We start from the raw sequence: 26815 nt of genomic DNA on the forward strand, positions 1-26815 counted from the left end.
TTTTATATTAAATATTATTCTTTCACTAGTGTAATAAAGCCGCTCTTTTGTGCTTTTCCTGAATCGATGTAAAGGATATAGTAATAAGTATCTTCGGGTAACGGATTTCCGTTAAACTGTCCGTCCCAGGTATTGTCATACCCGATTTTCGAAAAGACGACCCGTCCTTCGCGGTCAAAGATCTTCAGCTCATTATTTGGATACTGCAGTATATTTTTCACAATCCATACATCATTGACCCCATCCCCGTTAGGCGTAATCATATTATTGGCTTCAATATCTTTATACAGTACGGCACTGGTAGAAACCATACTCACGGCATTCAGATCTGAGAAAATAATGGGTTTAGTAAACAACTGTCCCACATACCGTTCCTTTTCAGAAGAGACACTTTCTTTAACCAGCGTATAATCTTTATAGTTCGTACTGGTTACTTTAGCATGTGCCAGCACCAGGTCTCTTGCTTCGTTTCCATTGAGTTCTATATCCAGGAAACTCAATGCAACTTCTCCTTCAAAGTTGATGGGTTTACTAAATCTGTACATCCGCTGAATACTATTATATCGTGGCCAGATCACAACCGCAGGACTTTGAATAACTTTCAGGTTATTCAATCCCCAGTCATTGGTCGGTACCAGAGTTAATCCATCAGTACTGAATACGGTTCCACCCTGAATAAACAAGCCGTCAGCACCTACACTTAATTGAGCTTTTAAGCGCTGGCTGCCAAACAGCAGCAGCCCCATGGCAATTGATACAATTATCTTTTTCATCTGATCTTTTGATTACTTATTTCATAGCTGCCTGCAACTGCTCTACAGTTTCAGGCTGGGCAACAATTTTATTGGTTTTCGCATCTACCAAAACCAGGGTTGGCGTAGACAATACAAAATAAGCGCTGGCTTCAGGGCTTCTGATTCCCTGTGCTGCTCTTTTATGTTTAAAAGCCGGCAGGTTAACTTTTGCTTTTTCCCAGGCCGGGATCTCCGTTTCTGTTTCATCCAGGCTAATCGCAAATACATCCATCAGCTCTCTGTTTGCCGCTTGCTGATACCAGGGATGTAATTTATCCAGCAGGTCTTTACAATGCTGGCATTCTGCCGACCAGAACAACACTAATTTGTACTTAGCTTCAGTTTTATAAGCATGAAACTGCACCGATTTACCAGAACTCAGTGTCCAGCTAAAATCGGGGGCAACAGAGCCGTTAACCAATGTTTCCATTCCTTTTAATCGCTGTTCAATTGCTTTTCTTTTAGCTGTTAAACATAAAGGATCATTCAGGTAAGGCTCCAGCATTTTAATCCCGGCGGTCATATTGAAACTTTCAAAACCGGTGTAGAAATAGTCAACCATCCAGCCGTAAACCAAAGGGTGGCCAGTACGCACTTTTTCAATTGCTCTTTTTCCTGCCAGTGTAAATAAAGAATCACGAAGCTGAACTGTCGTAGACATTGCGCCATAGATGTTCACGTATTTATCCATCCAGTCTTTAAGATCTGCTGTTTTCAGCACCAGCGGATTTTTGAAATCCATTCCGTCAAAGTAGTGTTCAATGACACTGTTCATGCGGTCAGTTTCTGTTCCTTTCCATAAAATCGGAGACACATACTGAAAAGGAAAACTACTGCTGATGAAAGTAGCTTTATGCTGTTCAATCTGTGACTTTATCCAGCTGTTATAGGTTAATCTTCTTTGTTCATATTCCTGAGTACCAAGCGTAAAAAACTTAGAATCCGGCTGGTCATAATTCATCAGGAAATTTTGCAGCAAGCCTAACTGTGCTCTTTTCTTTTCATTGTCTTTTGAAAAAGTGACGAATAAAGTATTCTCTATTTCTTCCTTTTGAAAATAAGTGCTGTCCGGATGATTCAATGCTTTAGGACGCGCCCATAATTCCAGGTTTTGCTGGTTAATGAAAATATGTCTTTCTGCCGGATAAGGGTTACTGGTTTCTTTTTCCTGGTAGTCGAAACGCAAAACAAATTCAGCAGGCAGTTCTGCTTTAGGAATTTGCAGCACTGCTATTTCGCCGTTTTTAACGACCGGTTTTTCAGCTATGGTTTTCAGAGAAGACCCTGAGATAGATTGTAAAGTAATTTTACTTTTGGACACGCCTGATAAATGTATTTTCAGACTCACATCCTGTCCTTTTGCATGGACTCCAAGCAGGCATAAAAATGCAATGGATAAAGGCCGCACTGCGTTTTTAAATTGGTTCTTGATCATTTCTATATTTATTATTTATTTCTTGTTATTTAATCTTTTAAACAGCGCAGCGGTAAGCCAACTGCTTTATCATTATAGGTTACTCTTACATTATTGAAGTAATAGCCCTGGCTGATATTCCCGTAACCTGTACTGCTCCAGTAGTTGCTGTTAACGCCTCTGATATTTAATGCGCCAGTGGCAGCCAGATCTCCGGCAGCATGGAGTTTCAATACAGAAGCATACGCATCAGCCGCAACTTTCCAGTTTTGCGGAGTGGCAATAGCTGAGATCCATTCCGTACTGGTTGGAACCCGCCAGCCCATGCCCAGCAATTGTGTACATGGGTCATTTGCAACAACCCAGCCCGAAGATTCACTAATTGAGCTAAGCCAGACGCTTGCAGGTTTACGTGTTGTTCCGTCGTGCTGATAACCTTGTAAACGGTTAAACTGCCAGTACCAGCCTGAAGAGGCTTCGGTTGCATCTTTTAAATCTGTAGCCTGCTGGTCTGCGCCCAGATTCTGGGTAATCCAGCATTTATCGACACCCGATATTTTAGTACTTACCAAACCATAAGTCACGGTTTTATCTACAGCAGATCCTTTTATTCCTGCTTTGTGAATTACCGTAAATGGCATACATACTTTAAAGCTGGTTGCAATTTCACTATAGGCTGTACCTACGCTATTGGTTGCAAATGCTTTCACATAATAGGTAGGGCCATTCTCCAAACCAGAAATTAATCCGCTGATTGTGCCTATACCATTTCCCATTGGCACCACCTGATCTGCAAGTGTTGGGTTACCAGTCGTGTTCCAGACAAAACCGCGGGCAGTTACGGTTTCACGTCCGTCAGGGTTAATGATAGCTGATGCCTTAGCCGTAGTAGCTGTTACTTCTGACAATGGCAGGACCACATTACTCACCGAAGGAATGGTAGAAGCCACCTCGTTCCGAAGACAACGAACAGGCAGTGCAGAAGCTTTATCAGACTCCAGCAGTCTCCAGCCGTAAAAAGCAGTCGCAGTTCCGTTTGCAGCTGAAGTGCTGCTCCAGTAACGGGCATCAGTACCTTTGGAAGTTAATCCTGCGGTGTTAACCAGGTAACCTGCTGTATGCAGCTTCAATAAAGAAGCATATATATCATCATTCGACCTCCAGTATTGAGGAGGGGCAATAGCTTTTGTCCATTCTGCAGCTGTTGGTAATCTCCAGCCACCGCCCAGCATTCTTACACATGGATCATTGGCAGCTAACCATTGCGGAGCTTCTATAATACTGGTTATCCAGGGCACCAAAGGATCATTCGGGGTACGGGTAGTCCCGTCATGTTTGTAACCTTGTAAACGGTTATACTGGAAGTACCAGCCTGCTGATTCTTCTGCGCCATCGTTCACTGCGGCCGCTTGCTGGTCTGCGCCAAGATTCTGCGCTATCCAGCAGCGTGCTTCTCCGGAATAGGCTGTGCTTACTGTTTTATAAGTTACCGTCTTATCTACTGGTACTCCGTTCAGTCCGGCGGTATGCGTAATGGTAAAAGGTAAACAAACTTTAAAGCTCGTCACCGTTGCACTTAAGCTTGTACCTACACTATTGGTTGCAAAGGCACGCACATAATAAACAGATTTTTCGTTCAGGTCTTTCAAACTACTGGTTATATCTCCAATACCAGTACCTAAAACAATCACCTGATCACTCATACCCGGGTTTCCGGTCGTATTCCAGACTAAACCTCTGCTGGTTATTGTAGCTCCACCGCTATTGGTCACCGTGGCATTGGCTACAGCGGCGGCAATCGTTATGCTTTCTGCCGGTACTACCACACTAGTCACCGAAGGAAGACGTTTTACAACCTCATCCTGCAGACAGCGAAGCGGCAGGCCTACGGCTTTATCATTGTAATTTATCCTGGTATTGTTATAGAAATATCCCTGGCTGATATTCCCATAACCTGTACTGCTCCAGTAGTTACTATTCGCTCCTCTGATGTTTAATGCGCCATTATTAGCCAGATCTCCGGCATTATGCAATTTTAAGAAAGAATTATAGACATCAGTATTGGTTTTCCAGTTTTGAGGAGTAGCACTTATTGACAACCATTCTGTACTGGTTGGTATCCGCCAGCCATTGCCCAGCATTTGTGTACATGGATCATTGACAGCCAGCCAGCTTGAAGATTCACTAATTGAGGTAACCCACGGTGCCATTACCGCACCTGGGGTACGGGTGGTTCCATCATGCTGATAACCTTGCAAGCGGTTAAACTGCCAGTACCAGCCTGAAGAAGCTGTTGTTGCATCGTTAACTGCTGTAGCCTGCTGGTCTGCCCCCAGGTTCCTGGTGATCCAGCATTTATCGGTACCTGATATTTTAGTACTTACCGAACCATAAATGATGGTTTTATCTACAGCAGATCCATTCAGTCCTGCTCTGTGAATTACTGTAAATGGCATACAGATTTTAAAGCTGGTTGTAGTTTCACTGTAGGCTGTACCTACGCTATTGGTTGCAAATGCTTTCACATAATAAGTAGGGCCATTCTCCAACCCAGAAATTAATCCGCTGATTTTTCCTGTTCCGGTTCCCATTGGCACCACCTGATCTGAAAGCGTCGGGTTACCTGTGGTATTCCATACAAAACCGCGGGAGGTTACAGCTGCATTCCCGTCCGGGTTAATGGTAGCAGATCCATTTGCTGTAGTTTCAGTCATGTCTGCCAATGGCAGGATCACATTACTCACTGAAGGCAAAGTAGCGATGACCTCATTACGAAGACAACGAACAGGCAAGGCTGTACCTTTATTCGCGACACTGGCAGTACCGTTAGCCAATATATTTCCAGCTCCGGAAGATACTGCCGAACTGCTCCAATAACGGGAATCAGTTCCTCTGGCACCTAAGGCATCAGTCACAATAGCACCCGCAGCATGAATTTTTAAAACAGAGTTATAGGTATCGGCACTTGATCTCCAATATTGAGTAGCAATTGCGTTCTTCCATTCTGTACCGGTAGGCATTCTCCAGCCACCACCCATCATCCTGAAACATGGATCATTAGCAGCTAACCACTGCCCAGCTTCATCTATGTTTCCAACCCACGGTGTTAAAGGATCATTTGGTGTGCGGACAGTTCCGTCATGTTTATAACCCTGCGTTCTGTTGAACTGGAAGTACCAGCCGGCACTTGCTTCTGTTCCGTCGGTCGCTGACTTAGCTTGCTGATCTGCACCAAGATTCTGAGTGATCCAGCATCTGGCTTCACCAGAAACAGTTGAACTGATTGTTTTATACGTTACTGTTTTATCTACCGGCGCTCCATTTAATCCGGCAGTATGAATAATCGTAATTGGTAAACAAACTTTAAAAGTGGCTACCGCCGGACTAAATGCAGTACCAACACTATTAGTCGCAAAGGCACGCACATAGTAAACTGCTTTTTCATCCAGTCCTCTTAGCGTACCTGCCATTTCTCCTAAACCAGTTCCGGCAGAAATTACCTGATCTCCCATTCCAGGATTTCCAGTCGTATTCCAGACCAGCCCTCTGCTGGTTACCGGACTGCTGCCAGAATTGATAACTGCTGCCAAAGCTTCGGCGGTATTAGCAGTTATAGTAGCTGAGGGAATCTCTACGTTACTTAAAGAAGGAACGCTGGTCATGCCTCCATCTTGTAAACAGCGAACTGGTAATGCTACTCCTTTATCATTATAGTTAATCCTGGTATTGTAATAAAAATAGGCCTGGGTAATATTACCATAAACCGTACTGCTCCAATAGTTGCTGTTCGCTCCTCTGACGCTCAGACCACCAATGGTGGTAAGATCTCCGGCATTATGCAGTTTTAAAATAGAATTATAGGCATCAGCATTAGTTTTCCAGTTTTGCGGAGCGCCAATAACAGCTGTCCATTCTGAAATGGTTGGAATCCGCCAGCCATTGCCCAGCAATTGCGTACATGGATCATTTGCAGCCAGCCAGCCCGTCGGCTCACTATTTGAAGATACCCATGGTGCTACAATCTGACTTGGGGTACGTGTTGTTCCATCATATTGGTAGCCTTGTAAACGGTTAAACTGGAAGTACCAGCCTGAAGAAGCCTCTGTAGCATCATTAACTGCTGTGGCCTGCTGGTCTGCACCTAAGTTTCTGGTGATCCAGCATTTATAGTCTCCTGAAATATTGGAACCTACGGTTTCATAGGTGATCTTTTTATCTGTCGGCGCACCGCTGATTCCCGCTTTGTGTATCACCGTAAGCGGTTTACAGATTTTAAAGTTTACTGCAACTGCACTATAGGCTGTGCCAACATTATTGGTGGCATAGGCCCTGACGTAATAAGCCGGTCCTTCTTCTAATCCTTCCAGCACACCGATTATTGTGTTTATATCTTTACTGACAATTACATGGTCTTCTAAGGTAGGGGTTCCGGTTGTATTCCAAACGAGTCCGCTCGCTGTTACCGGGGCACCACCATCGGAGGTAACAGCCGATGTTCCTTTTGCTGTATTCTCTGTAATTTCAGATAGTTTCACCTGTTCAACCACCGGAAGAACCGCAGCAGTAGTCACACTATCCTGCTTACCGTAAGCGGTACCTACGCTATTGGTGGCATAAGCTCTGTAATAATATTTAGTAGCTATGGCTAATGATTTTGGATTACTGGTAAAAACACCCATTCCAGCACCGTCAGCCGTCTTTAGCGAGGATGCCAGGGTAGGCTCAGGTGTTAAGGCCAGCACAAGCCCTCTGGCAGTCACCGCTGCTCCGCCGTCCTTAGTTACTTCTCCGCCTGCAGTTACTGTTGTACTTAAAATATTGGTGGCTGCTGTAGTGGTAACTGTTGGGATATTAATAGTGGTTAAACTGTCCAGGTTACCATAACTTGTCCCTATAGCATTAGTTACGTAGGCTCTGAAATAATAAAGGGTCCCGAAATTCAATCCACTGACAGTACTTCCATAGTTTGCTATTCCAGCTCCCTGGTTAGTTTTAGTCAGATCAGCTATAGTTGGGTTGTTCTTTTCACTCCAGACTACACCTTTTTGAGTAATGTCAGATCCGCCATCACCAAGGATAGTACCGCCTGAAGTAAAGGAATTTTTGGTAATTGCAGAGGCCGGGGTAGTCGTTACTTTAGCAAAATCCCTGGTGCTGAATGTAGTTGATTTCACGCTGTACCCTGTTCCGATCGCATTCTTACCGTATGCCCAGATATAATATTTAGTAGCGGGTAATAAATTGGCGGGCATTCCTGAAATGGAGGTTCCGACCGCACCAATACTTAAGTTATTTCCAACCGCAGCTGCCGGAATAACATCTTCTGTATTCCAGATAAAACCAAGATCAGTGATCGCAGATCCGCCATTAAATGATAAGCTCGCTAAGGCCGCAACACTATTCAGCTGAATATTAGAAATCGTTACCGCGCTCAGGTTAGGAACAACCGCTGCAGAGGCCAGTATAATTTCATTTCCATAAGCAGTACCCTCACTATTGGTGGCAAATGCACGTACATAATAAGTTGTTCCGGGAATCATTCCACCAAAAACATTGTCAAATATGCCTGTACCTCCAATACCGTTCACAATTTTTCCTGTGGAAGCAACTGTTGGTAAAGTAGTGGTGCCCCATACAAATCCACGGGTGACGACCGGCATTCCTCCGTCATCGGTAATTTCTGCTATACCTTTCGCTGAATAGCCGTCTATCGAAGCTATACTGGTAGTGGTTAGTGTTGGCAAGCTCACTGTATTGGTTTTAAACTGCGTCTGACTTCCGTAAGTGATGCCAACCAGATTGGTCGCATAAGCTCTCACATAATAAGTTGTATTCGGTGTTAAACCAGATAAATCTGCCGTAAATGTGCCTATACCTTTGGTCAAGTTATCTAAGGTTTTTGTAGCCAGTGAAATTGTCGGATCACTGTATCTGTCCCACACAATTCCTCTGCTTAAGATCGGCGTTCTTCCGTCATCGGTAATTTCTCCACCGCTGGTAGCTATAGTAGCACGGATATTGTTTATCGGTGAGGTCGCTGTCAGCGTTGGAGGAGCCAGTGTAATAAATGATTCTTCCAAACCATAAGCCACTCCGATTCCATTCACGGCATAAGCTCTCACATAGTAAATTGTATTCGGCAACAGCCCTGTCATTTTACCGGTAAAGTCTCCATCACCTCCCAGTGCATCCACTGTTTTTGTCAATAAGGTGTTGGTCGGGTTTTGCTGCGTACTCCAGCAGATACCACGTTTAGTGACTGTAGCACCACCATCACTGGTAATTTTTCCACCACTGGTCGCTGTTGTACCTGTTATTTCAGTCACCTTAGTGGTTAACAGAATTGGCGAAGTCGGGAATATGGTTACTGTTAACTGGTTACCGTAAGTGATCCCGGCACTGTTTTCTGCATAAGCACGCACATAATAAGCTGTACTTCTTACTAAGTCTTTCAGTTCACTGATAAAGGTATTTTGACCAGAACCATCATTTGTTCTGTTGACCGTTTCTAGTTTAGGATCAAAATCTATCTTGCTGCTCCATACAATACCTTTACTGGTAATTGCCGCTCCACCAGCTGAAGTGATAATACCGCCACTGCTTGCTGTTGTTCCGCTGGTGATCACAGGATCTGTAGTAGTTAAAGTTGGAGGGACTGCTGCTGAAACAAAACTAATTTCATTCCCGTAAGCTGTACCTAAACCATTGGTGGCATAAGCTCTGACATAGTATAAAGTGGAAGGAGCAAGGTTTTTCAGCTGACTGATAAACGTGCCTGTCCCTTTGTCAATTGTTTTAGACAGGAGTTCTGAAGTGGGGTTTGGACTGGTACTCCAGCATAAGCCCTGGACAGTTACTTTTGAACCGCCATCACTGCTGATCACCCCGCCGCTCATTGCAGATCCTTTGGCATTTTCAGAGATCTCTGTGGTGGTTAAGGTGGCATAATTTTGTGTGGTAAAGCTCAATTCGTTTCCATAACCTACGCCCACTCTGTTAGTGGCATAAGCGCGGATATAGTATTTGGCACCTGGTTGCAAGCCGGTAACCTGGCTGTTAAAGATTCCTTTTCCTGCACCACCTTCCAGCGTTCTGTGCACCGTTTCTGTCTCTGGGTTAAAGTTAGGTGTGGTACTCCACACTACCCCTCTTATGGTGGTAGGAACGCCACCTTCTTCGGTAATATTTCCACCACAGTAAACCGTTGTCCCGGTAATCAGCACAGGGTTAACAGTAGTTAATAAAGGCAGTCCCGGAGGATAAGTTGTAAAGCCAACCTGTTGCCCGTAGTCGGTACCTGCAACGTTGGTTGCATAGGCTTTTACATAATACCTGGTATCGGCCATCAGGTCTTTCAACTGACTGTCAAAGCTACCTGTACCTCCTCCATTAATGGTTTTATCCGGTGATAAAGGATTCGGTTCAAAGTTTTCTACAGTACTCCAGTAAACTCCCCGGCTGCTGATTATACCTCCGCTGGCACTGGTAACTGTACCGCCCATTAAACCTGTGGTATTCGTGATTAATCCTGGTGAATTCGTCACAATAACCGGCAATCCAATTGTGGTGAAACTGGTCACGTCTCCGTAAGAAGTTTCTGCACTATTAATTGCATAAGCCCGGACATAATAAGTTATTCCCGGTTTAAGGTTAGTCATACTAACCGCGAAAACGCCTTTATCCTGACCAGCCATGGTAATTTTATTCTTAGAGATCGTATCCGGATTGAAGTCAGGATAAACACTCCATACAATTCCCATAGTTTTCAGCGTGGTATTTCCGTTGCTGATTATATTTCCACCACCAACGGCAGTTGTTCCGGTAATCTGGCTAACTGCACTGGTGGTCACTGTTGCTGCAATGGATGGTTTGGTCACAAAGCTTTCCAGGTTTCCATAACCGTAACCTACGCCATTACGGGCATAGGCGCGTACATAGTATTGGATACCCGGGGTCAGATTAGTTATATTACTTGTATAAATACCTTTACCTGATCCTGTTTGTGTAGTGCGGTCCAGCAGGATGGATTCAGGGATAAAATCGGCCTGAGTACTCCAGATTACCCCACGGGTAGTAGATGGCATGCCGCCTTCGTCAGTAATATTCCCTCCGCTTGAAGCGGTGGTTACCGTGAGCTGGTTTGCCGCTGTAGTGCTTAATACCGGAACTGTAGCTGGGTTTGTGGTTAAACTAACCTGCTGTCCATAAGACATTCCAGTATTGGTTAAGGCATAAGCCCGGATATAATATTGCGTAGAAGGCTTCAGGTCTTTCAGGAAGCTATCAAAATTCCCTGTACCTGCCCTGTCTTCAGTTTTATCCAGTGAGCGCTCATCGGGTTCAAAGTTTTCAACCGTACTCCAGAATACTCCGCGGCCAGTAACCGGAGAACCTCCGGAATCAGAAATAGTACCTCCGGTAACGGCAGCAGTATGGGTAATGAGCGAGGGTAAAGTCGTTACAATTGTTGCTTTTCTGGTCGTGACAAAACTCAGGATATTTCCATAGGCAGTACCCGCTTTACTGACTGCATAAGCACAAACGTAATAAGTTTTACCGATGGAAAGATTGGTCAGGTTGCTCGTAAAAAGCCCTTTTCCATAACCTGTTTCTGCGGTTCTGTTCGTGAGTTCAGCAGCAGGATCGAAGTCTGGATTCAAACTCCAGATAATCCCCCTGGTTGTAACCAGGGCACCACCTTCACTACTAATATTTCCGCCGCTGATTGCTGCAGTACCTGAAATTCCAGTAATTGCCCTGGTAGTCAGCGTGGCTTTTACAGCAGGTTTTGTTTCCAGGGTTTCCTGGTTTCCATAAGCTGTACCTGCAAAATTAGTGGCAAAAGCACGTACATAATAGGTCGTAGAACCCATCAGGTCTTTAAGGTCTGCGGTAAAACTACCAGAGCCGGAACCGGCTACTACAAACTGGTCGGCGATGGTAGGTTCAGGGTTAGTGCTCCAGCAAATTCCGTTGCTCTGGATATAAGATCCGCCGTTACCCAGGATCGTGCCCCCACTGGTTGCAGAGGTACTGGTAATAGTTTGTGCGATAGGTTTCAGGGTAGTTAAGGTAGCCAGGGTAGCTGTTCTTAAAACCACCTGGTTACCAAAGGTCAGGCCAGCAGAATTTGCTGCGTATGCACGGGCATAATAAGTAGTACCGGGAGTTAACCCTGTCAATATACTTACAAAATCACCTTTAACATTCTGTACTGTTTTTTGAGTGGTTGCTGTATCTGGCTGAAAGCCGGAAAGCGTATTCCAGACTACTCCTGCCCCGGAAAGCAAGGATCCTCCGTTACTGATGACGTGTCCGCCGCTTACTGCGGTGCTTCCGGTAATGTCTGTTACTTCTATAGTGGTCAATATGGGCGAAACCGGAGGGGTTGTCGTGAAGCTGATCTCATTACCATAAGAAACGCCTGCTTTATTTATAGCATAGGCTTTTACGTAATAGGTGGTACTTCCCATTAAGTCTTTAATAGGGTCGATAAAAGTTCCGATACCTATGCCATTCTGGGTTCTCGTAGTCAGGTCAATAGTTGGGTTTCCAGTGGTATTCCATACAATTCCGCTTTTGGTAACTTTGTCGCCGCCATCACTAAAAATATCTCCTCCGCTGGTTGCGGTTATACTGGTCAGGTTAGTGGCCGGGGTAGTAATCAGTGAAGCCAGGGTAAATGTTTTAAAGCTGACTTCTTCGCCATAACCTGCCCCTGCACTGTTCACAGCATAAGCCCTGACGTAATAAGTTTTGTTGGGTAAAAGCTGGTCTAGCGTACTGGTAAATTTGTTGAGCTTTTCAGTTTGACTGGTTTTATTTCCTACAGAAAGATCGGGCGTAAATCCTGAGATCAGGCTCCAGATTACTCCATGACTGGTTACTTCTGCGCCTCCGTTATCCTTAATAGTCCCCCCTCCTTTTGCGGTAGTTCCGTCGCCGCCTTCCACTGATGAAGTGATCACATTTGGTTTTTCTGGTGGAGCGGTAGTTACGATTTGAGCTGCTCCATAACTCGTGCCTACATAATTGGTTGCATAGGCACGCAAATAATATTTGGTACTGCCCATCAGGTCTTTTAAGTCGCTGACAAAGATGCCGCTTCCCTTACCGTCTTTTGTAAAAGTTCCGTCCAGATCCGGGTTTTCTTCCGTACTCCATACCAGGCCTCTGCTAAGCACTGGCATACGGCCATCATCGGTAATATTTCCACCACTGCTGAGGGTTGTACTTTTAATCAGAATAGCGGGATTTGTAATTAAGGTGGCTAATTGCGGGGTTGTAAAACTCAGCTCCTCTCCATAACCTGTCCCCTTACTATTAGTGGCATAAGCGCGTACATAATATTTGGTTCCCGGGGTAAGTGCGTTCAGATAATTATTATAAAGACCTTTGCCGTCACCGGAAATATTTTGTGCAGTTTTAGTAGCTAAAGCAATCGTAGGCTGCGGGCTTGTGCTCCAGACCACACCACGTTTAGTGATGGCCGATACGCCGTTACTGGTAATATCGCCGCCCGTCATGGCATTGGTTCCGTTATAACTTTCCGGCGACCCGTCGATATGGCTGGCCATATCATAGTTAAAGGGTTTAATGGTACTGATTGTAGGTACAGAACTCGTTACAAAGCTGGATTCACTGCTATAGCTAATGCCTACACTGTTTTTAGCATAAGCGCGAACGTAATAAAGTGTGCCTTCCTGCAAATTATTCAGGTTACAGATAAAGGTTCCGATGTCTGTTGCGTTCACCGTAGTGGATGGGCCATAAATTATGTTCACACGATCTGTACTCCAGCTCATGCCACGTTCGGTAACCAGTTCACCCCCATTATTAATAATGGTCACTTCACTGACTGCGGACTTATCGGTAATGTCTGTAATTTTAATATTCGGCGAACTTAATACTGGCGCTGTTGCACGCGGGGTAGTAAATTGTAACAGGTTACCATAAGCGGTTCCAATCACATTCACGGCATAAGCCATCACGTAATAGGTCGTGTTTCTTAACAGGTCAATTAAACGGCTTGGAAAGATACCTACACCAGAACCGTCGAGGGTAGTGATAGCATTGGGATCATTTGCCGGGTCTGCTGTTTTACTCCAGATAATCCCTCTTTTAGTAACCGGGGCACCACCATCGCTTCTGATGTCACCACCACTATTGGCCATCACTGGTGAGAAGTTGTCAATGTCTAAAGTGATAATATCTGGCAGGGAAGCCAGCGCTGAAGTGAATGTTAAGTCCTCCCCATAGACAAGACCTGCACTGTTGATCGCATAAGCTCTCACATGGTAAACGGTATTGGCTTTGAGCCCGGACATCACTCCTGGAAAAATCCCGGTATCATTTCCAAATACTGGATTCTCTGTTTTACTGCTCAGCGTGATTTCCGGGTTAGCGGAAGTATCCCAGCAGATTCCGTAAGTGGTAATTGCGGAGCCGCCGTTATTGATAATATTAGTACCGCTGAGTGCAGAAATATTAGTGATTTTGGCAGGGATCAGGGTAGAAATTACCGGAAGACAGCTAATGTCATTCCATACGCTTCCGGTATAGTAACGAATAGCTTTAGACTGTGAATTAATGTAAATAGCTCCGGGAGAAAGACCAAGGGGTGCAGGGTTACTGCTGAGCACAGGAAGTTTAGAGATCTTCATTCCGCTGTTGGTAGAGAAGCCTGTGTTTTGCGTAAAATCACCTTTGCCGTAGAGTTTGGCAACAGACCACCAGGTAATACCATCATAGACTTTCATCGTATTCTCGATCTTCGAAAAATACACGCCTCCGGTTGCGTTTGTACCTGCGGGTTCTGCAGTCAGTGCGGATAAATAGGGTATACCAGTTTTGACTTCCAGGTAGTCTTTTACAGTCGTGGTATTGAGGTTGCTGCTACAGAATGTTTCCCAGGTTGAGCCGTTATAGATTAAGGGTTGTTTGTCAATACTACTATAGATCAGCATTCCCATTGCCGGAGCCGGTACAGCCGAAGGTGCCAAAACCGGTAAATGAGGAATTCCTCCAATTACCCTGAAATAGCCCTGTGCTGAAACGTTTGAAATTCCAACGAGCAAGAAGAAATATATAAGCTTAACAATATGTTGTAGTAGTTTATTCAAAATCTGTGTTTCTCTTTGTTTCCTGACTGATGCCTAATTCCTGTTATTGTATTTTTTTCAGAATACTGTTGATCTGCTCCTGCTGATTGTTCATCCGGATTTGCAGTTCATCTATTTGCTTTTGTTGTTCTTTTACAGCTTGAATCAGCATACCGGTGAGCTGGGTATAGTCAACTTTCAGAAAGCCGTCTTTACCTGTGGTCACCATTTCGGGATATATTTTTTGAAGTTCTTGTGCAATGACCCCAATTTTAGCTCCGGAAGCATATTTATGCTGGTCTTTGTACTTAAATTTTACGCCTCTGAGCTGATCGATTTTCTGAAGTACATTGCCTAAGGTTTCAATATTGGTTTTTAATCTGCTATCTGATGGAGTATAAAAATTTCCGTTAACCGTTACGTCTTGTCCGAAACTGGCATTACCTTGTGTATCGAAAGTCAGTCCTTTTCCATCAACACCATCATTGCTGATGGCATAAACAGAAAGCTTGATACTTTCAGTGGCTTTGTGATTACCCAGGTTATCTTTAGCATTAGCACCTGCGGAGAGTAAGCCTGCATCTACATAATTTTTAGTTGCTGCATCCTGATTTGCGGTCGGATTAACCAGGTTGGTTAATTTGAAATTACCCATAGATACATCTGCTTGTGCTGAACCGAATCCGCTCAATGGAATTACATTTTTAGGAGTAGATACGGCAATACCTGAAGCATTACCTACATAAAGGTTTTGATCGGCCAGTTTATTGTCAACCGGTACCCAGTCTTTACCATTGTAAACATATAAGCGGTTATCTGCAGTGTTATAGTAAGAATCACCTGCAACTGCTGTACCGGGAGCTGTTGGTCCTACTGGTGTTTTAGTGGTTTTTGAGTCTACATATTTCTTGGTGGCTGCTTCCTGATCAGTTGCCGGATCAGCAAGGTTAGTCAGCTTGAAGTTACCAAAAGATATATCGGCAGCAGGAACACCAAATCCGCTTAATGGAACTGCGGTTTTAGGCGTGGAAACTGGTTTACCTTCTGCATTACCGACAAACAATTGTCCGTCTTCTAATTTGTATTCAACGGCTGCCCAGTCTTTACCAGTGAACACGTATAAACGTTTTTCAACAATATTGTAGAAAAGATCACCTGCCATTGGTGTTGCGGGTGGCGTTGAGCCTATTTGCGTTCTGGATGCTTTGGTATCTACATATTTTTTAGTAACCGCATCTTTATCTGCGGTAGGCTCAGCCATATTGGTAATCTTGAAATTGCCGGTTGCATTTCCTAAAGAAACATCAGCTAACGCATCCCCGAATCCACTGATCGGAACTGCGGTTTTAGGCGTGGAAACTGCGTTACCTTTAGCGTCCCCAACATAAAGCTCTGTACTGTTTAGTTTATTATCTACAGGTACCCAGTCTTTCCCGCTATAAACGTATAAGCGGTTATCTGCAGAGTTATAGTAAGTATCACCTGCAACTGCTGTACCGGGTGCTGTTGGCCCTACTGGCGTTTTAGTGGTTTTTGAGTCTACATATTTCTTGGTTACCGCATCCTGATCTGCTGTTGGATCTGCCAGGTTAGTGATTTTAAAATTAGCTGTTCCATTCCCTATCGAAAGATCTTTTAGTGCATTTCCAAAGTCACTCAATGGAATTGCGTTTTTATTTACTGCGATTGCTTTATTGGAAGCATCACCCACAAAAATATGGTCGTCTTCTAAAACTAAAGATCCAGGGGCAGCGATCTTCTCGTCCACATATTTTTTAGTGGCTGCATCCTGATCAAACATCGGGTCTTTCAGGAAGCTGATCCCGAATTGTGTGGTTGCATCCCCCATGTAAATATTGTCTGTTGCTTTGGCAAAGCCACTGACAGGAATTACCTTTTTTGCAGTAGCTTCTGCATTTCCTGTTGCATTACCGACAAAGAAATTCCCTGTTGGCAGTGCCAGGCGGGCAGCTGGTGTTTTGAAAAGATCATCTACATATTTCTTCGTGGAAGCATCATTATCTGCTAATGGAGCCGCCAGGTTATTTAAGGCAAATCCACCGATAGATATATCAGCGGTCGCTGCTGCAAATCCACTTAAAGGGATAGTATTTTTTAATACATCTGCTGCTTTTCCTGTTAAATCTCCTACGAAAAAGTTTCCTTTTGTTAACAGGATATTCGCGGGACCTATGTTCTTTTTATCTACGTAACTTTTAGTTGCCGCATCCTGATCGGCTGCGGGATCAGACAGGCTGGTAATTTTAAAATCACCCAGTACAATATCCGCAGCAGCAGTACCAAAGCCACTTAACGGAATCGTATTTTTAGCTACAGCTGTTGCTGTGCTAATGTCATTTCCGACAAACATATTCCCTTTAGGAAGACTCAGTTTTCCCGGGTCAATGACACGGTTATCTACGTAATTTTTTGTCGCTGCATCCTGTGCTAAAGATGGATCAGCCAGGTTAATAATTTTAAAGTTAGCTCCTGCAACACCAGATCCCATAGCTACATTCGCTATGGCTTTATCAAAACCACTGATTGGGATCATATTCTTTGCTGTTGCGGTAGCTTTATTGGAAATGTTACCTACAAAAAGATTATTTAAGGGTAAGGATAAAAGACTTGGTGTAGTGAATAGTGCGTCTACATAACCTTTGGTTGTTGCATCGGCGGGTGCGGTCGGAGCTTTAAGGTTAATAATCTTGAAGTTTGAGGCACCATCACCAAAGGAAACATCGTCTGCAGGGTTTGCAAAACCACTTAAAGGAATATTTGCTTTATCAAGTTTCTCTTCGGTTACGGCAAGCTTCTCGATAATCAGTCTTCCGGCTGCACTCAGGGTGGCATCACCAGAAACCTTTACGCCGCTTGCCAGGTTAGAACTGTTTCCCATGAAGATTTGTCCGCTACGCAGGGAAAGATCAATTGGTAACCACGCAGTACCGTTATATACATAGATTTTATGATCTGAGGTATTGTAGAACAGATTTCCTTCTCTTACATATTCTGCGGATGGATCTGGATTAACAGTGCCTGAGGGTGTAGAGCCGTTAGAGGAAACTTCTACCCATTTTTTTGCATTATCCTGCACATACAGGGTATTATTGTCGGTATTAAAGTAGAGATCTCCGGGTTTGGTATTACTGGGGAATTCTGTACCGGGACCACCAGGGGTAGAAGATCCGCTGATATTTAACCATTTTCCGTTGCTGAACATGAAGAGTTTATTTTGACTGGTATCAAAGTAAACGTCACCAAATCTGGAAAGGCCGGGCAGATTGGAATTTTCACTGGGTGGAAGCCAGCTGCTGCCGTCAAAGTAATAAAACTTATTGTCCCAGTAGGATTTAATTAAATCGCCTTTCTGACCGGGCGGCGCTGTGGATACCGGAGAGGAATAGTCCATCGGAATCCCACTTTCGGAAACCTGCCCCCATCCGGAAGCAGTCAGTTTGTAAATTTTGGAATCTGTAGATAAAATAATTACATCGCCAATCTTATTGCTGGATTGCGGCAAACTTGTGCCGGAGTCATAGTTTGGGATTTTATTGTCAATAGAGATCGTTGCGGTATTAATGGCACTAACAAGAATCGCTCCCGGGGTTTCTTGTGTGATTAAAGGAAATCCTTTTCCGGTAGGACGATAAATAATCCCTTCTCCTAATTGCGGATTCGCACTTTCCAGGGCTTTAGTTTCCGCCGTAATTTCAGCCCCGTTCAAAACAAGGGACTGAATTTTATAAGAAGAACCCATGACATCAATAATCACGTCTCCTGCATTCACATCATTCGCAGTATAATTAAAGCCCGGGTCACTAAAATTTCCCTTGATGGTAAATTCCCCCTGATTTTTATATTCGACCTTAGAAATCAGGATATGGCCATTAAATTGTTTAATCATCTGAGCGTGGCCCAGCATAGAAGTAAACAACAAACTCATGCAAAAAAAGAGAAATCTACGCTTCATAATTAAAATCTAAGCATTATGTAAACACCGTTTGTACCATAGTGGGCACTGGCAAACCCGTCCATATTAAACTCTAATTGTCCGTTTGCATAATTTTCAATCGTATAGGCCCAACTTGTGGTAGACATGGAATTGACCGGATTCACAATAGGGTTAATCACAGTTACATCAGCTACCTGGATCATCGGGGCAACAACATTTTCTATCCCTGTATTGATAATATTCGTGGTCGATTTATCAAGTATTTTAAAGTAAAGTTTCGTCCCTCTTGGCCCTAAGTCTTGTGGAACGATAGAGATCTTCATGTATTCCAGGGTGACTCCATCGGGAATCACAATCGTGATTTTTTCTGCTGTTCTGTCAAAAGTTACCCCTAATCCTGTGGCACGAACGAAAACCTTGTTACCAGCATTTCCTCCCGGATGATAAACCATCACTTTACTTCCACCTCCTCCGGTTGCAGGCGCAGGAGTTACCCATTTCGCCTTTGTACCATCGTCACTCACGGTCAATACTTTTTTCGCATCTGTAGCAGTTACGATGTCATCTATTTTATCGAGTTTAATCTTGTCTGTATTTGGCATTAAACCTGCTGCCACTGCAGTTGCGGCTGGAATGATAGCAGCTTTTCCTGGTATAGTCGGGGTAATGGTTCCTTGCAGGGGTGCTGCAGTATAAGTCAGGTCAGTAGCACTGCCACCACCAGCTGCCTGAGTAACCCATTTTGCTCTTTTTCCGTCTGCGCTTACTGTTAATACTTTATTTGCATCTGTAGCGGTTACGATGTCATCTATTTTATCCAGCTTATTTTTATCTGCAGGGATCATCAGACTTGCATTTGTAATTGATCCTGCCGGGATAACAGCGGCAACACCTGTAGTGCTGGTTACCGTACCTTTAGCGGGATCAGCAGTATAACCCAGGTCTGTTTTGGTAGAAATATTTCCTGTTCCGTCAACGCTAAGTCCTGCGCCAACTTTAACCCCTCCTAAAGCAGCAGTAGTTGCAGCAGGTAGGACGTAAGCACTACCACCTCCTGAACCATTAGAAGCACTGATGATCCTGCCCTGTGCATCAACACTGATATTTGCAGAAGTATAAGTTGCAGGATTAACCCCGGTTGCAGGTAATGAGATTGTAGGATCTCCTGCAACACCGTCTGCATTAGTTATGGCCAACCCTCCACCTGTTTGAATGGCGCGGGTGGTTGCCGAACCTGTACCAGTTCTAACCACAATACCTGTCGTGGTTAATCCGGAAACTGCGGTAAGATTTGCATTTTTATCTTGTTTAGTTGCATCTGCAGTGACGGGCAGCACAATGTTCGCTGAACCGTCAAAAGCAACGCCGTTAATGGTGCTTCCCGGAACAAGCTTTCCAGCTGAAATAGCGGTAGTAGCAGTTTTCGCATTACCATCCAGTGTTCCTGTAATAGTCCCGGCTATAAAACTGCCGTTGTTATCTCTTTTAACAATCGTATTGGGTGTATTTGCACTGGTCGCAGCCAATGCAGCAATAGTTGCGGTATTGATGTTCGCAGCAGTTGAACCGCCAACAGCTTTTACAACGGGTAAATCGGCTGTACCGGCTAAATCATTAGCTAATTTCACAATACCTTTTACTGCAGTAGTTGCATCAGGAGTACCGCCTCCGGTCACTTTATTATCTACGTAATCTTTAATCGCTTTTACAGTTGGATATTTGACTGTAGATAAAGCGTCTGCAAGTACGTCACCACTTTTATTGACTTTATCTTCTTTTAAAAGTAACGCATCCGAAGTTGCTGTACTTACAGGTTTATCTATATCTTTCGTATTGTCAACGTTCCCTAAGGCTACATCTGTTTTAGTAATAGTTACTGCTCCGATTTTTCCATTTACAGATTGTACAGGAGACGCTGAAGGGGTCAGAATTTCTACCCAGTTACCGAGCGCCGAAGAAGGTAAAGTTCTTAACACATAACTTTTACTCTGATCTGTTCTGATTACGGTACTTCCAACTACTGCTCCTGTTAAATTCAGCATGCTCGCCTGGTCGCCCACAACATCAACCGATGAAAAGGCCATAGCGGGAATCTGACTTGTTGGGATTTTACCTGTTCCGTCTAAAGTTGCAACTCCATTACTGGCAGCTTTTTCTACCAGATTGATTTTACCATCGAGTACCGCTTTAGTTGCGTTACTGATAGGTTTATCTGCGTCTTTAGTATTGTCAACATTTTCCAGTCCCAGGTTTTTCTTTGCAGTACTCACATCGTTTGCTCCTGTACCGCCATTAGCGATTGCGACTACGCCTGTAACATTTGCAGCATTTCCAGGAATATTTCCAGTCACTTTACTTCCACTGATCGTCGCTATTTTAGCGTCGGTTACATTTCCATCTTTTATTTTTGCAGTTGTAATCGCATCATTTGCTATAGTAGGTGCGGAAGCTACGCCACTCAAATCACCTGCTAATTGCACTTTACCCAGAATGTTTGCGGTTGCATCTGGTACACCACCGGCTCCGATAACCGCAGCGTTTACTTTGGCATCCACATAGTTTTTAGTAGCCAGCACGCTTGGATATTTAATGTCCGAAAGCGCATCTGCATTAATGTCCGAACTTTTGTTTGTTTTATCTTCTTTTAATCCCAGGGCTAATCCGGTGGCTGTACTTATTGGCTTATCTGCATCTTTAGTGTTCTCTACTTTATCCAGATCGAGGTTCTTTTTAGCACCATCAGGACTGTTTGCTCCTGTACCGCCGTTAACTACACCTACAATTCCTGTAACATTCGCCGCATTTCCAGGGATGTTTCCAGTTACTTTATTCCCACTGATCGTAGCTATTTTAGCATCTGTTACGTTTCCGTCTTTTATTTTTGAAGTCGTGATAGCATCATTTGCCACAAGAGGCAGATCTGCTGTTCCGGTTAAATCGCCAGCTAACTGAATTTTACCTTTCGCTATTGTGGTGGCATCAGTGATATTTCCTGAACCACTTGCAGACAATACGCCATCTGCATCAATACTAAGGTTTGCACCAATTTTAATACCTCCTAAGGTAGTTGCAGAAGCCGCTGGTAAGGAATAATTGCCATTACCTAAGCCATCCAGTTTTGCTTTATCTGCCGGAGTCAGTAACCCTGATTTGGTTGTCGTCGCCTCAGGAATGTTCACTGCTAATGTCCCACCATTGATGGCAATCCCATTACCAGCAGTAATGTATTCTGGTTTACCTGCTATTGCAGTACTATTTCCTATCAGTGAATTTGGCAGCGCATCAGCCATTTTAGCCAGCGTAACCGCTTTGTCAGCTAAACTTAAGTCTGTTGTATTTCCGTCTCCGGTTAGGGTTGCGTCATGTTTAACGCCTGTCATTCCACCGCCTGTAGAAGTGGTAATCTTACCTTGTAATTCCTCTAATGCAGCTTGTACGTTGGTTGAAACCAGTGCGCCTTTTGGGGTAACAGGAACAGTAAGTGCAGTCTGGCTACCAACATTAGTTATGTTATTAATCAGGGTAAGTTGCGCATCGGTCACGTATTTTTTATCCGTTGTTTCTGCAATATCAGCAGTGGTTGCATCTTCTCCTTTAGTTACCAAACCTTTGGCATCGTAAGTTATTTTAGTTTTAGTAGCAGCAGTTATCGGCGCATTGCTGTCTATCTTTTTATTCAGTTCATTTTTAACGGCATCACTAACTGGTTTATTGAGGTCAGAAGTATTGTCCACATTTCCCAGACCTAAATTTGCTTTGGCATCGGGTGCATTATTTGCACCTGTACCGCCGTTGGTGATTGCAATAATACCGGATACATTACGTGCGGTACCGTCGATATTGCCAGTTGCATTTCCAATGTTTGGAGTCACTAAGGTTGGGGAGTCACTTAAAACAATAGCGCCTGTACCTGTTGTGGCTGCGGCAGTAATTGCTCCAGCTTTTCCTTTTAAAATACCTTCTACTGAAGTTCCCAGTGTAATGTTAGGGGTCGTTGAAGGATCTGCAACTGAGCCGGTAAATCCATTTGCCGGGGTTACCGAAACAGAGGTAACAGTACCCTGCCCTATATTACCGCCAGAACCAGAGGTTGCGTAAGTGATGCGGCCTTTTGCATCTATAGTAACATTTGCCGATTTGTATTCACCAGGAATAACTCCTGTATTGGATAGCCCCAATGGCTTGCTTAAGTTTCCCAACCCTGTAAGAGAGGCATCATGGACAACTGGCCCGCCACTACTTCCATCGCTTAATAAAGAGTAAAGATCTACCTGGCTGTTTCTTGGGCCCGATATAGATAATACCGTCCCAACTAAGCTTAAAGACTGATTCAGGTTTTCAAGACTTACTGTATTTCCGCCTTTTATAGATAAGTTACTTGCTCCATCATAGCTTAACGCTGGTATTTGCCCACCAGGGTTAACCGGTCCTGTAACCAGCTTGTCATCTACATATTTTTTAGTTACCGCATCCTGATCTTTTGTCGGTGTGGCCAGATTTGTAAGTCTGTATCCTCCTAAGGACACATTTTTAATTGGCACTCCAAATCCACTCAATGGGATATTGGTTTTATCCAGATCAATATTGCCAATGGTTCCGTCTGCAATTTTAGCTGAGGTAACAGCATTGTCTGCCAGGTCAAGGGTAAGGTCTTTCAGCACGGCTTCCTGACCGTTTCCAATCGTTATCGTCCCTCCCGACGTGACTGTTTTCCCTATTCCGGGCAAAGAATTCCCCGGGACACCGGGAATACCCTGTATACCTTGAATTCCCTGAGCTCCCGGTGCACCTGCAATTCCGGGAGCACCCTGAATACCCGGATCTCCTTTTGGACCGACCAATACTGTCCCGTTTGATGGCCAGTTTCCTGATCCTTTAGGACCATATAAAGTATTATTGCTGGTATTCAAATAAAAATCCCCGTTTGAACCTATAGCTGAAGAAGGCACAACATTTCCATTTAAGATACTATTTCCACTAGCTCCATTACCTCCTGAAGTTAACTCTGAGTTATTTACCAGCCTCTGCCACTGTCCGTTATTGTAAAAATAAAAGCCTGATGAGCTGTTAGTCTGATAGATTAGCAAACCATTGGCAGGATTATTGATATCGTTACGTTGTAAAAGCGACATCCTTGGGATAAGAAGACCTTTTGAAGTAGAAAGTATTTCAAGCTGGGCACTTGCATCAGGAACGTTAGTTCCAATTCCAACTTGCGCTTTAGCACCGAATGCAGAGAGCAATCCGATAAGCACGGCAAAATGCTTAACTTTTTTATTCATGAGCGTATTGAATTTAAAATAGTAGATTATATTTTTATAGCAAAAAGGGGAAACGAGGATAAACAGACCTACTCTTCAGCAAGAGTACACCGTTTATTCATTTCCAATTATAGGTTAGCAGTTAAATTATTAAAATTGCGAATCAGGAATCTTCTGATAATCCATACACTCAGGTGGTATGAAAACTAGGAGAGAGAGACCGTTTTTGTTATACTTTAGATGTTTTTTCATTACTGGAAATATATTTACAGGAACAATCGTTAAGCACTGAATATTTGCATTTTAACCCCATAGTTAAGGGCACTTCTGCAAAAATTTATCAATTTGGGAGCTAAGCTACCAATCCATATCTGAATTTTATTGTACAATAAGTAAAGTCATCACAGCATGACGCAAAAAATCAGCCCAACAACTTGACTATCAGTTAATTAATTTTAAATTATATTTCCAGAATAAAAACAGAATTAAACCGGAAAAAGGAATGAGGCCACTCCTTTTTTCATAAAAAAGCCGGTAAGTTGAATTGATTTCTAATTTAGAGAATTAGAAACTTTAAGTTAATTATAGGGATTACATCCACCTGCTTAAGTAAGTATTGAATGCGTCTTTATACTGTTCACCTACAGTGATACTCAATGCGCCGATGTTCAGACTATTCTTGGTCACAGAGTTCACCTTTTCCAATGACACGATATAAGAGCGGTGAACCCGCATAAATATTTTAGGAGAGAGCTTTTGTTCTAAAACTTTAAGACTGGTTAAAGTCAGTATTGCCTTGTCTGCGTTTTCCAGGTAAACCTTCACATAGTCTTTAAGCCCTTCTATATACAGGATGTCTTTAATGGCTACTCTAACCAGGTGGTATTCAACTTTTAAAAAAATATATTCTTCTTCCTGTTCTGTTTGGGCAACTGACTGCTGGGCAGGCTTCACCAGTTCCGCATAGGCCCTTCCTTTATTGGCAGCAATCAGGAATTCTTCATAATTAAATGGCTTCAGCAGATAATCCAGCGCATCGACTTTATAGCCTTCGAGTGCAAAGTTGTTAAAAGCTGTAGTGAATATTACTCTCGGACCATTACTGCCAGGCTGCCTGTCCAGAATACGGGCCAGCTGAATGCCGGTCAGATCAGGCATCTGAATATCCAGAAAGATCAGGTCTATTTCCTGTTCATGAATCATAGTCAGCGCAGTTACTCCGCTGGAGAAGCTACCTGCGAGGCGTAAAAAAGGAGTTTGTTCAATAAAACTACAAACCAGCCCCAGAGCTAAGGGTTCATCGTCTACCGCTATACAGTTCAGTATCATCAAGTATCAAAGTTAAGTGAACAATAAATTCATTGGTATCTTCAGTCTTACCGGCCGAAAAAGTGTGCTTTCCCGGGTATAATAAATCCAGTCGTCTTTTCGTATTCGTAAGCCCGATGCCTCCATAATTATCTGCAATCTCTGCGTTTTCATTAAAAACAGAGTTCCGTACTTTCATTTCAAGAATTTCCTCTTCCATACTCAGCTCAATAGCGATAACCGAAGAGGAAGTGGAGCTTACACCATGTTTAAACGCATTTTCAATATAAGGTAAAAATAACATCGGCGCGATCTGAATGTCGTTGTTAATCAGCGGGCCTTCAAAAGTTACTTTAGTGGTATCATTCAAACGAAGCTTCATGAGCTCAATATAATCGACAATAAAAGAGACTTCTTTACTGAGTGGGGTACTGCCTGCCTGGGTATCATACAAAAGATAACGCATCATCCTTGATAATTTATGCAGGGCATTACGGGATTTCTCTACATCCACATGGGTTAGCGCATAGATATTATTGAGGGTATTGAAAAAGAAGTGAGGGTTAATTTGTGCTTTTAGAAAGGATAATTCCGATCCGATACGGTCTTTTTCCAGTGCTTCCTGCAATTGTTTATTGGCTTGCCATTTTTGGATCAGGGTTACACTGGTACTGATCCCGATCACTAAAAAAGTCATCATGATCAGGAAAATATCCATCTTGTTCCCTGCTTTAGGAAGCTTGGGAATCCCTATTTTCATAAATGCCTGGTTAATCAGAAAGGGTAAATTCAGGGCATCATCCAGAGATTTTACCAGGAAACTGCTCAGCGCGGCCAATACAACTATAATCAGCAAAAAGAGAAAAGACTTATTCTTCATCAATAATTGCGGAACAAAAATATAACTGTTGACATAAAAGATAATAATGAGCAAGGCCAGCTCAAAGCTCTGCTTGATCCAGAACTGAGGAGGCACCGTAATGCTCCATGTTAATGGCATATAAAAAAGAAGGATAAAAGCAAATAGCATCCATAGTAAAAGATGGAGAAGAACGGTAATATAGGAACGGCTTTTTACTGCATTCATCTATTCAAAAATTTAATTATATTTATTAGGGCAAGATAATCAACCTATAGTAATAGGTGCAAATCTTTCCATCGTTCAGCTTTCGTTCTTTGTCGGTATGTTTTAACCAACAGTCGATTATACTTTTTTCGCCTTGTTAATTAACGTTAATTAGATCTGTTAAACCGGATTTTTAATCTCATCATATGTCACAATTAACCCTAAAGAGCATGCTCTTTTTGTTTCTTGGCTTCTCCTGCTTTCAGGGTTTCGCTCAGGATACGGCAACTAAAGATATTCCAGTGATATGGGATCTGGCTACCTGCCTTCAATATGCAAAGGAAAACAATATACAGTTAAAGACATTAAGACTATCTACAGAAAGCGCCAAACAAGACGAACTACAGTCAAAATCTGCACTGCTACCTAATCTTTCTGGTTCAGCGTCGCAATCTTTTAACCATTATAACCTGAATACCAATGGTACAACGAGTGCTATTAATTCTTCAGGTGCTTATGGCCTGGCTTCTTCCTGGACCTTATATAAAGGTGGTTATCTGAAAACTGATATTAAGCAAAAGGATCTCTGGAATTGCAACATTAAAGTTGACATTTAGTTAAGCGGCAATATTTTGTTTATTTAAGTTTTTCCCAAATTCTTCTGGGGACAAGTACCCCAGTGCAGAATGTAGTCTTTTACGGTTGTACCAAGTCTCGATATATTCAAATACGATAAGTGCTGCCTGCTCTTTGTCAGTGAACTTATGCTGATATACACACTCCGCTTTAAGTGTCTTAAAGAAGCTCTCAGCGACTGCATTATCCCAGCAATTTCCTTTCCTACTCATGCTCCTGATGATGAATGGATTTTTTTCCAGTAAACAACTGAACTCATTGCAAGCGTACTGAACTCCAC

General features: G+C 43.3%; 9 protein-coding genes. 1 reads left to right on the top strand and 8 read right to left on the bottom strand.

Annotated elements, in window-relative coordinates:
* Window positions 1-14 precede the first annotated feature (14 nt).
* The 7 genes from LY11_RS07570 to LY11_RS07600 all read right to left on the bottom strand — a co-directional run bounded on the left by LY11_RS07570 (window position 15) and on the right by LY11_RS07600 (window position 25920).
* Window positions 15-773 (bottom strand): gliding motility-associated C-terminal domain-containing protein, encoded by a 759-nt coding sequence (locus LY11_RS07570; protein ID WP_111633107.1) that lies wholly within the window; start codon window positions 771-773, stop codon window positions 15-17.
* Between the two features lie 16 nt (window positions 774-789).
* Entirely contained in the window at window positions 790-2229 is a 1440-nt protein-coding gene (locus LY11_RS07575; RefSeq protein ID WP_111633108.1) for a redoxin domain-containing protein, read from the bottom strand.
* Window positions 2230-2258: 29 nt separating this feature from the next.
* Window positions 2259-14330 (bottom strand): fibrobacter succinogenes major paralogous domain-containing protein, encoded by a 12072-nt coding sequence (locus LY11_RS07580; protein ID WP_146610813.1) that lies wholly within the window; start codon window positions 14328-14330, stop codon window positions 2259-2261.
* A 43-nt stretch (window positions 14331-14373) separates the two neighbouring features.
* Window positions 14374-18282 (bottom strand): tail fiber domain-containing protein, encoded by a 3909-nt coding sequence (locus tag LY11_RS07585; protein WP_111633110.1) that lies wholly within the window; start codon window positions 18280-18282, stop codon window positions 14374-14376.
* A gap of 2 nt (window positions 18283-18284) precedes the next feature.
* The gene (locus tag LY11_RS07590) at window positions 18285-23546 is read right to left on the bottom strand and encodes a beta strand repeat-containing protein (protein WP_111633111.1); all 5262 of its coding nucleotides are present in this window, start codon (window positions 23544-23546) and stop codon (window positions 18285-18287) included.
* A 570-nt stretch (window positions 23547-24116) separates the two neighbouring features.
* Window positions 24117-24854: a LytR/AlgR family response regulator transcription factor gene (locus LY11_RS07595; protein ID WP_111633112.1), complete on the bottom strand. Its 738-nt coding sequence runs from the start codon at window positions 24852-24854 to the stop codon at window positions 24117-24119.
* On the bottom strand, window positions 24823-25920 hold the full coding sequence (locus tag LY11_RS07600; RefSeq protein WP_111633113.1) for a sensor histidine kinase: 1098 nt from the start codon (window positions 25918-25920) through the stop codon (window positions 24823-24825). The genes LY11_RS07595 and LY11_RS07600 overlap by 32 nt, the downstream gene beginning before the upstream one ends.
* Before the next feature lie 185 nt (window positions 25921-26105).
* On the opposite strand from LY11_RS07600, the gene LY11_RS07605 reads away from it, so the two are divergent.
* Window positions 26106-26516, top strand: a complete 411-nt coding sequence (locus LY11_RS07605; RefSeq protein ID WP_111633114.1) for a TolC family protein — start codon at window positions 26106-26108, stop codon at window positions 26514-26516.
* On the opposite strand, the gene LY11_RS07610 is transcribed toward LY11_RS07605, so the two are convergent.
* Window positions 26517-26815 (bottom strand): IS3 family transposase (locus LY11_RS07610; protein WP_146610814.1); only part of this gene is annotated, 299 nt, incomplete at its 5' end.

This window comes from Pedobacter cryoconitis (assembly GCF_003259615.1).
GTDB lineage: Bacteria > Bacteroidota > Bacteroidia > Sphingobacteriales > Sphingobacteriaceae > Pedobacter > Pedobacter cryoconitis.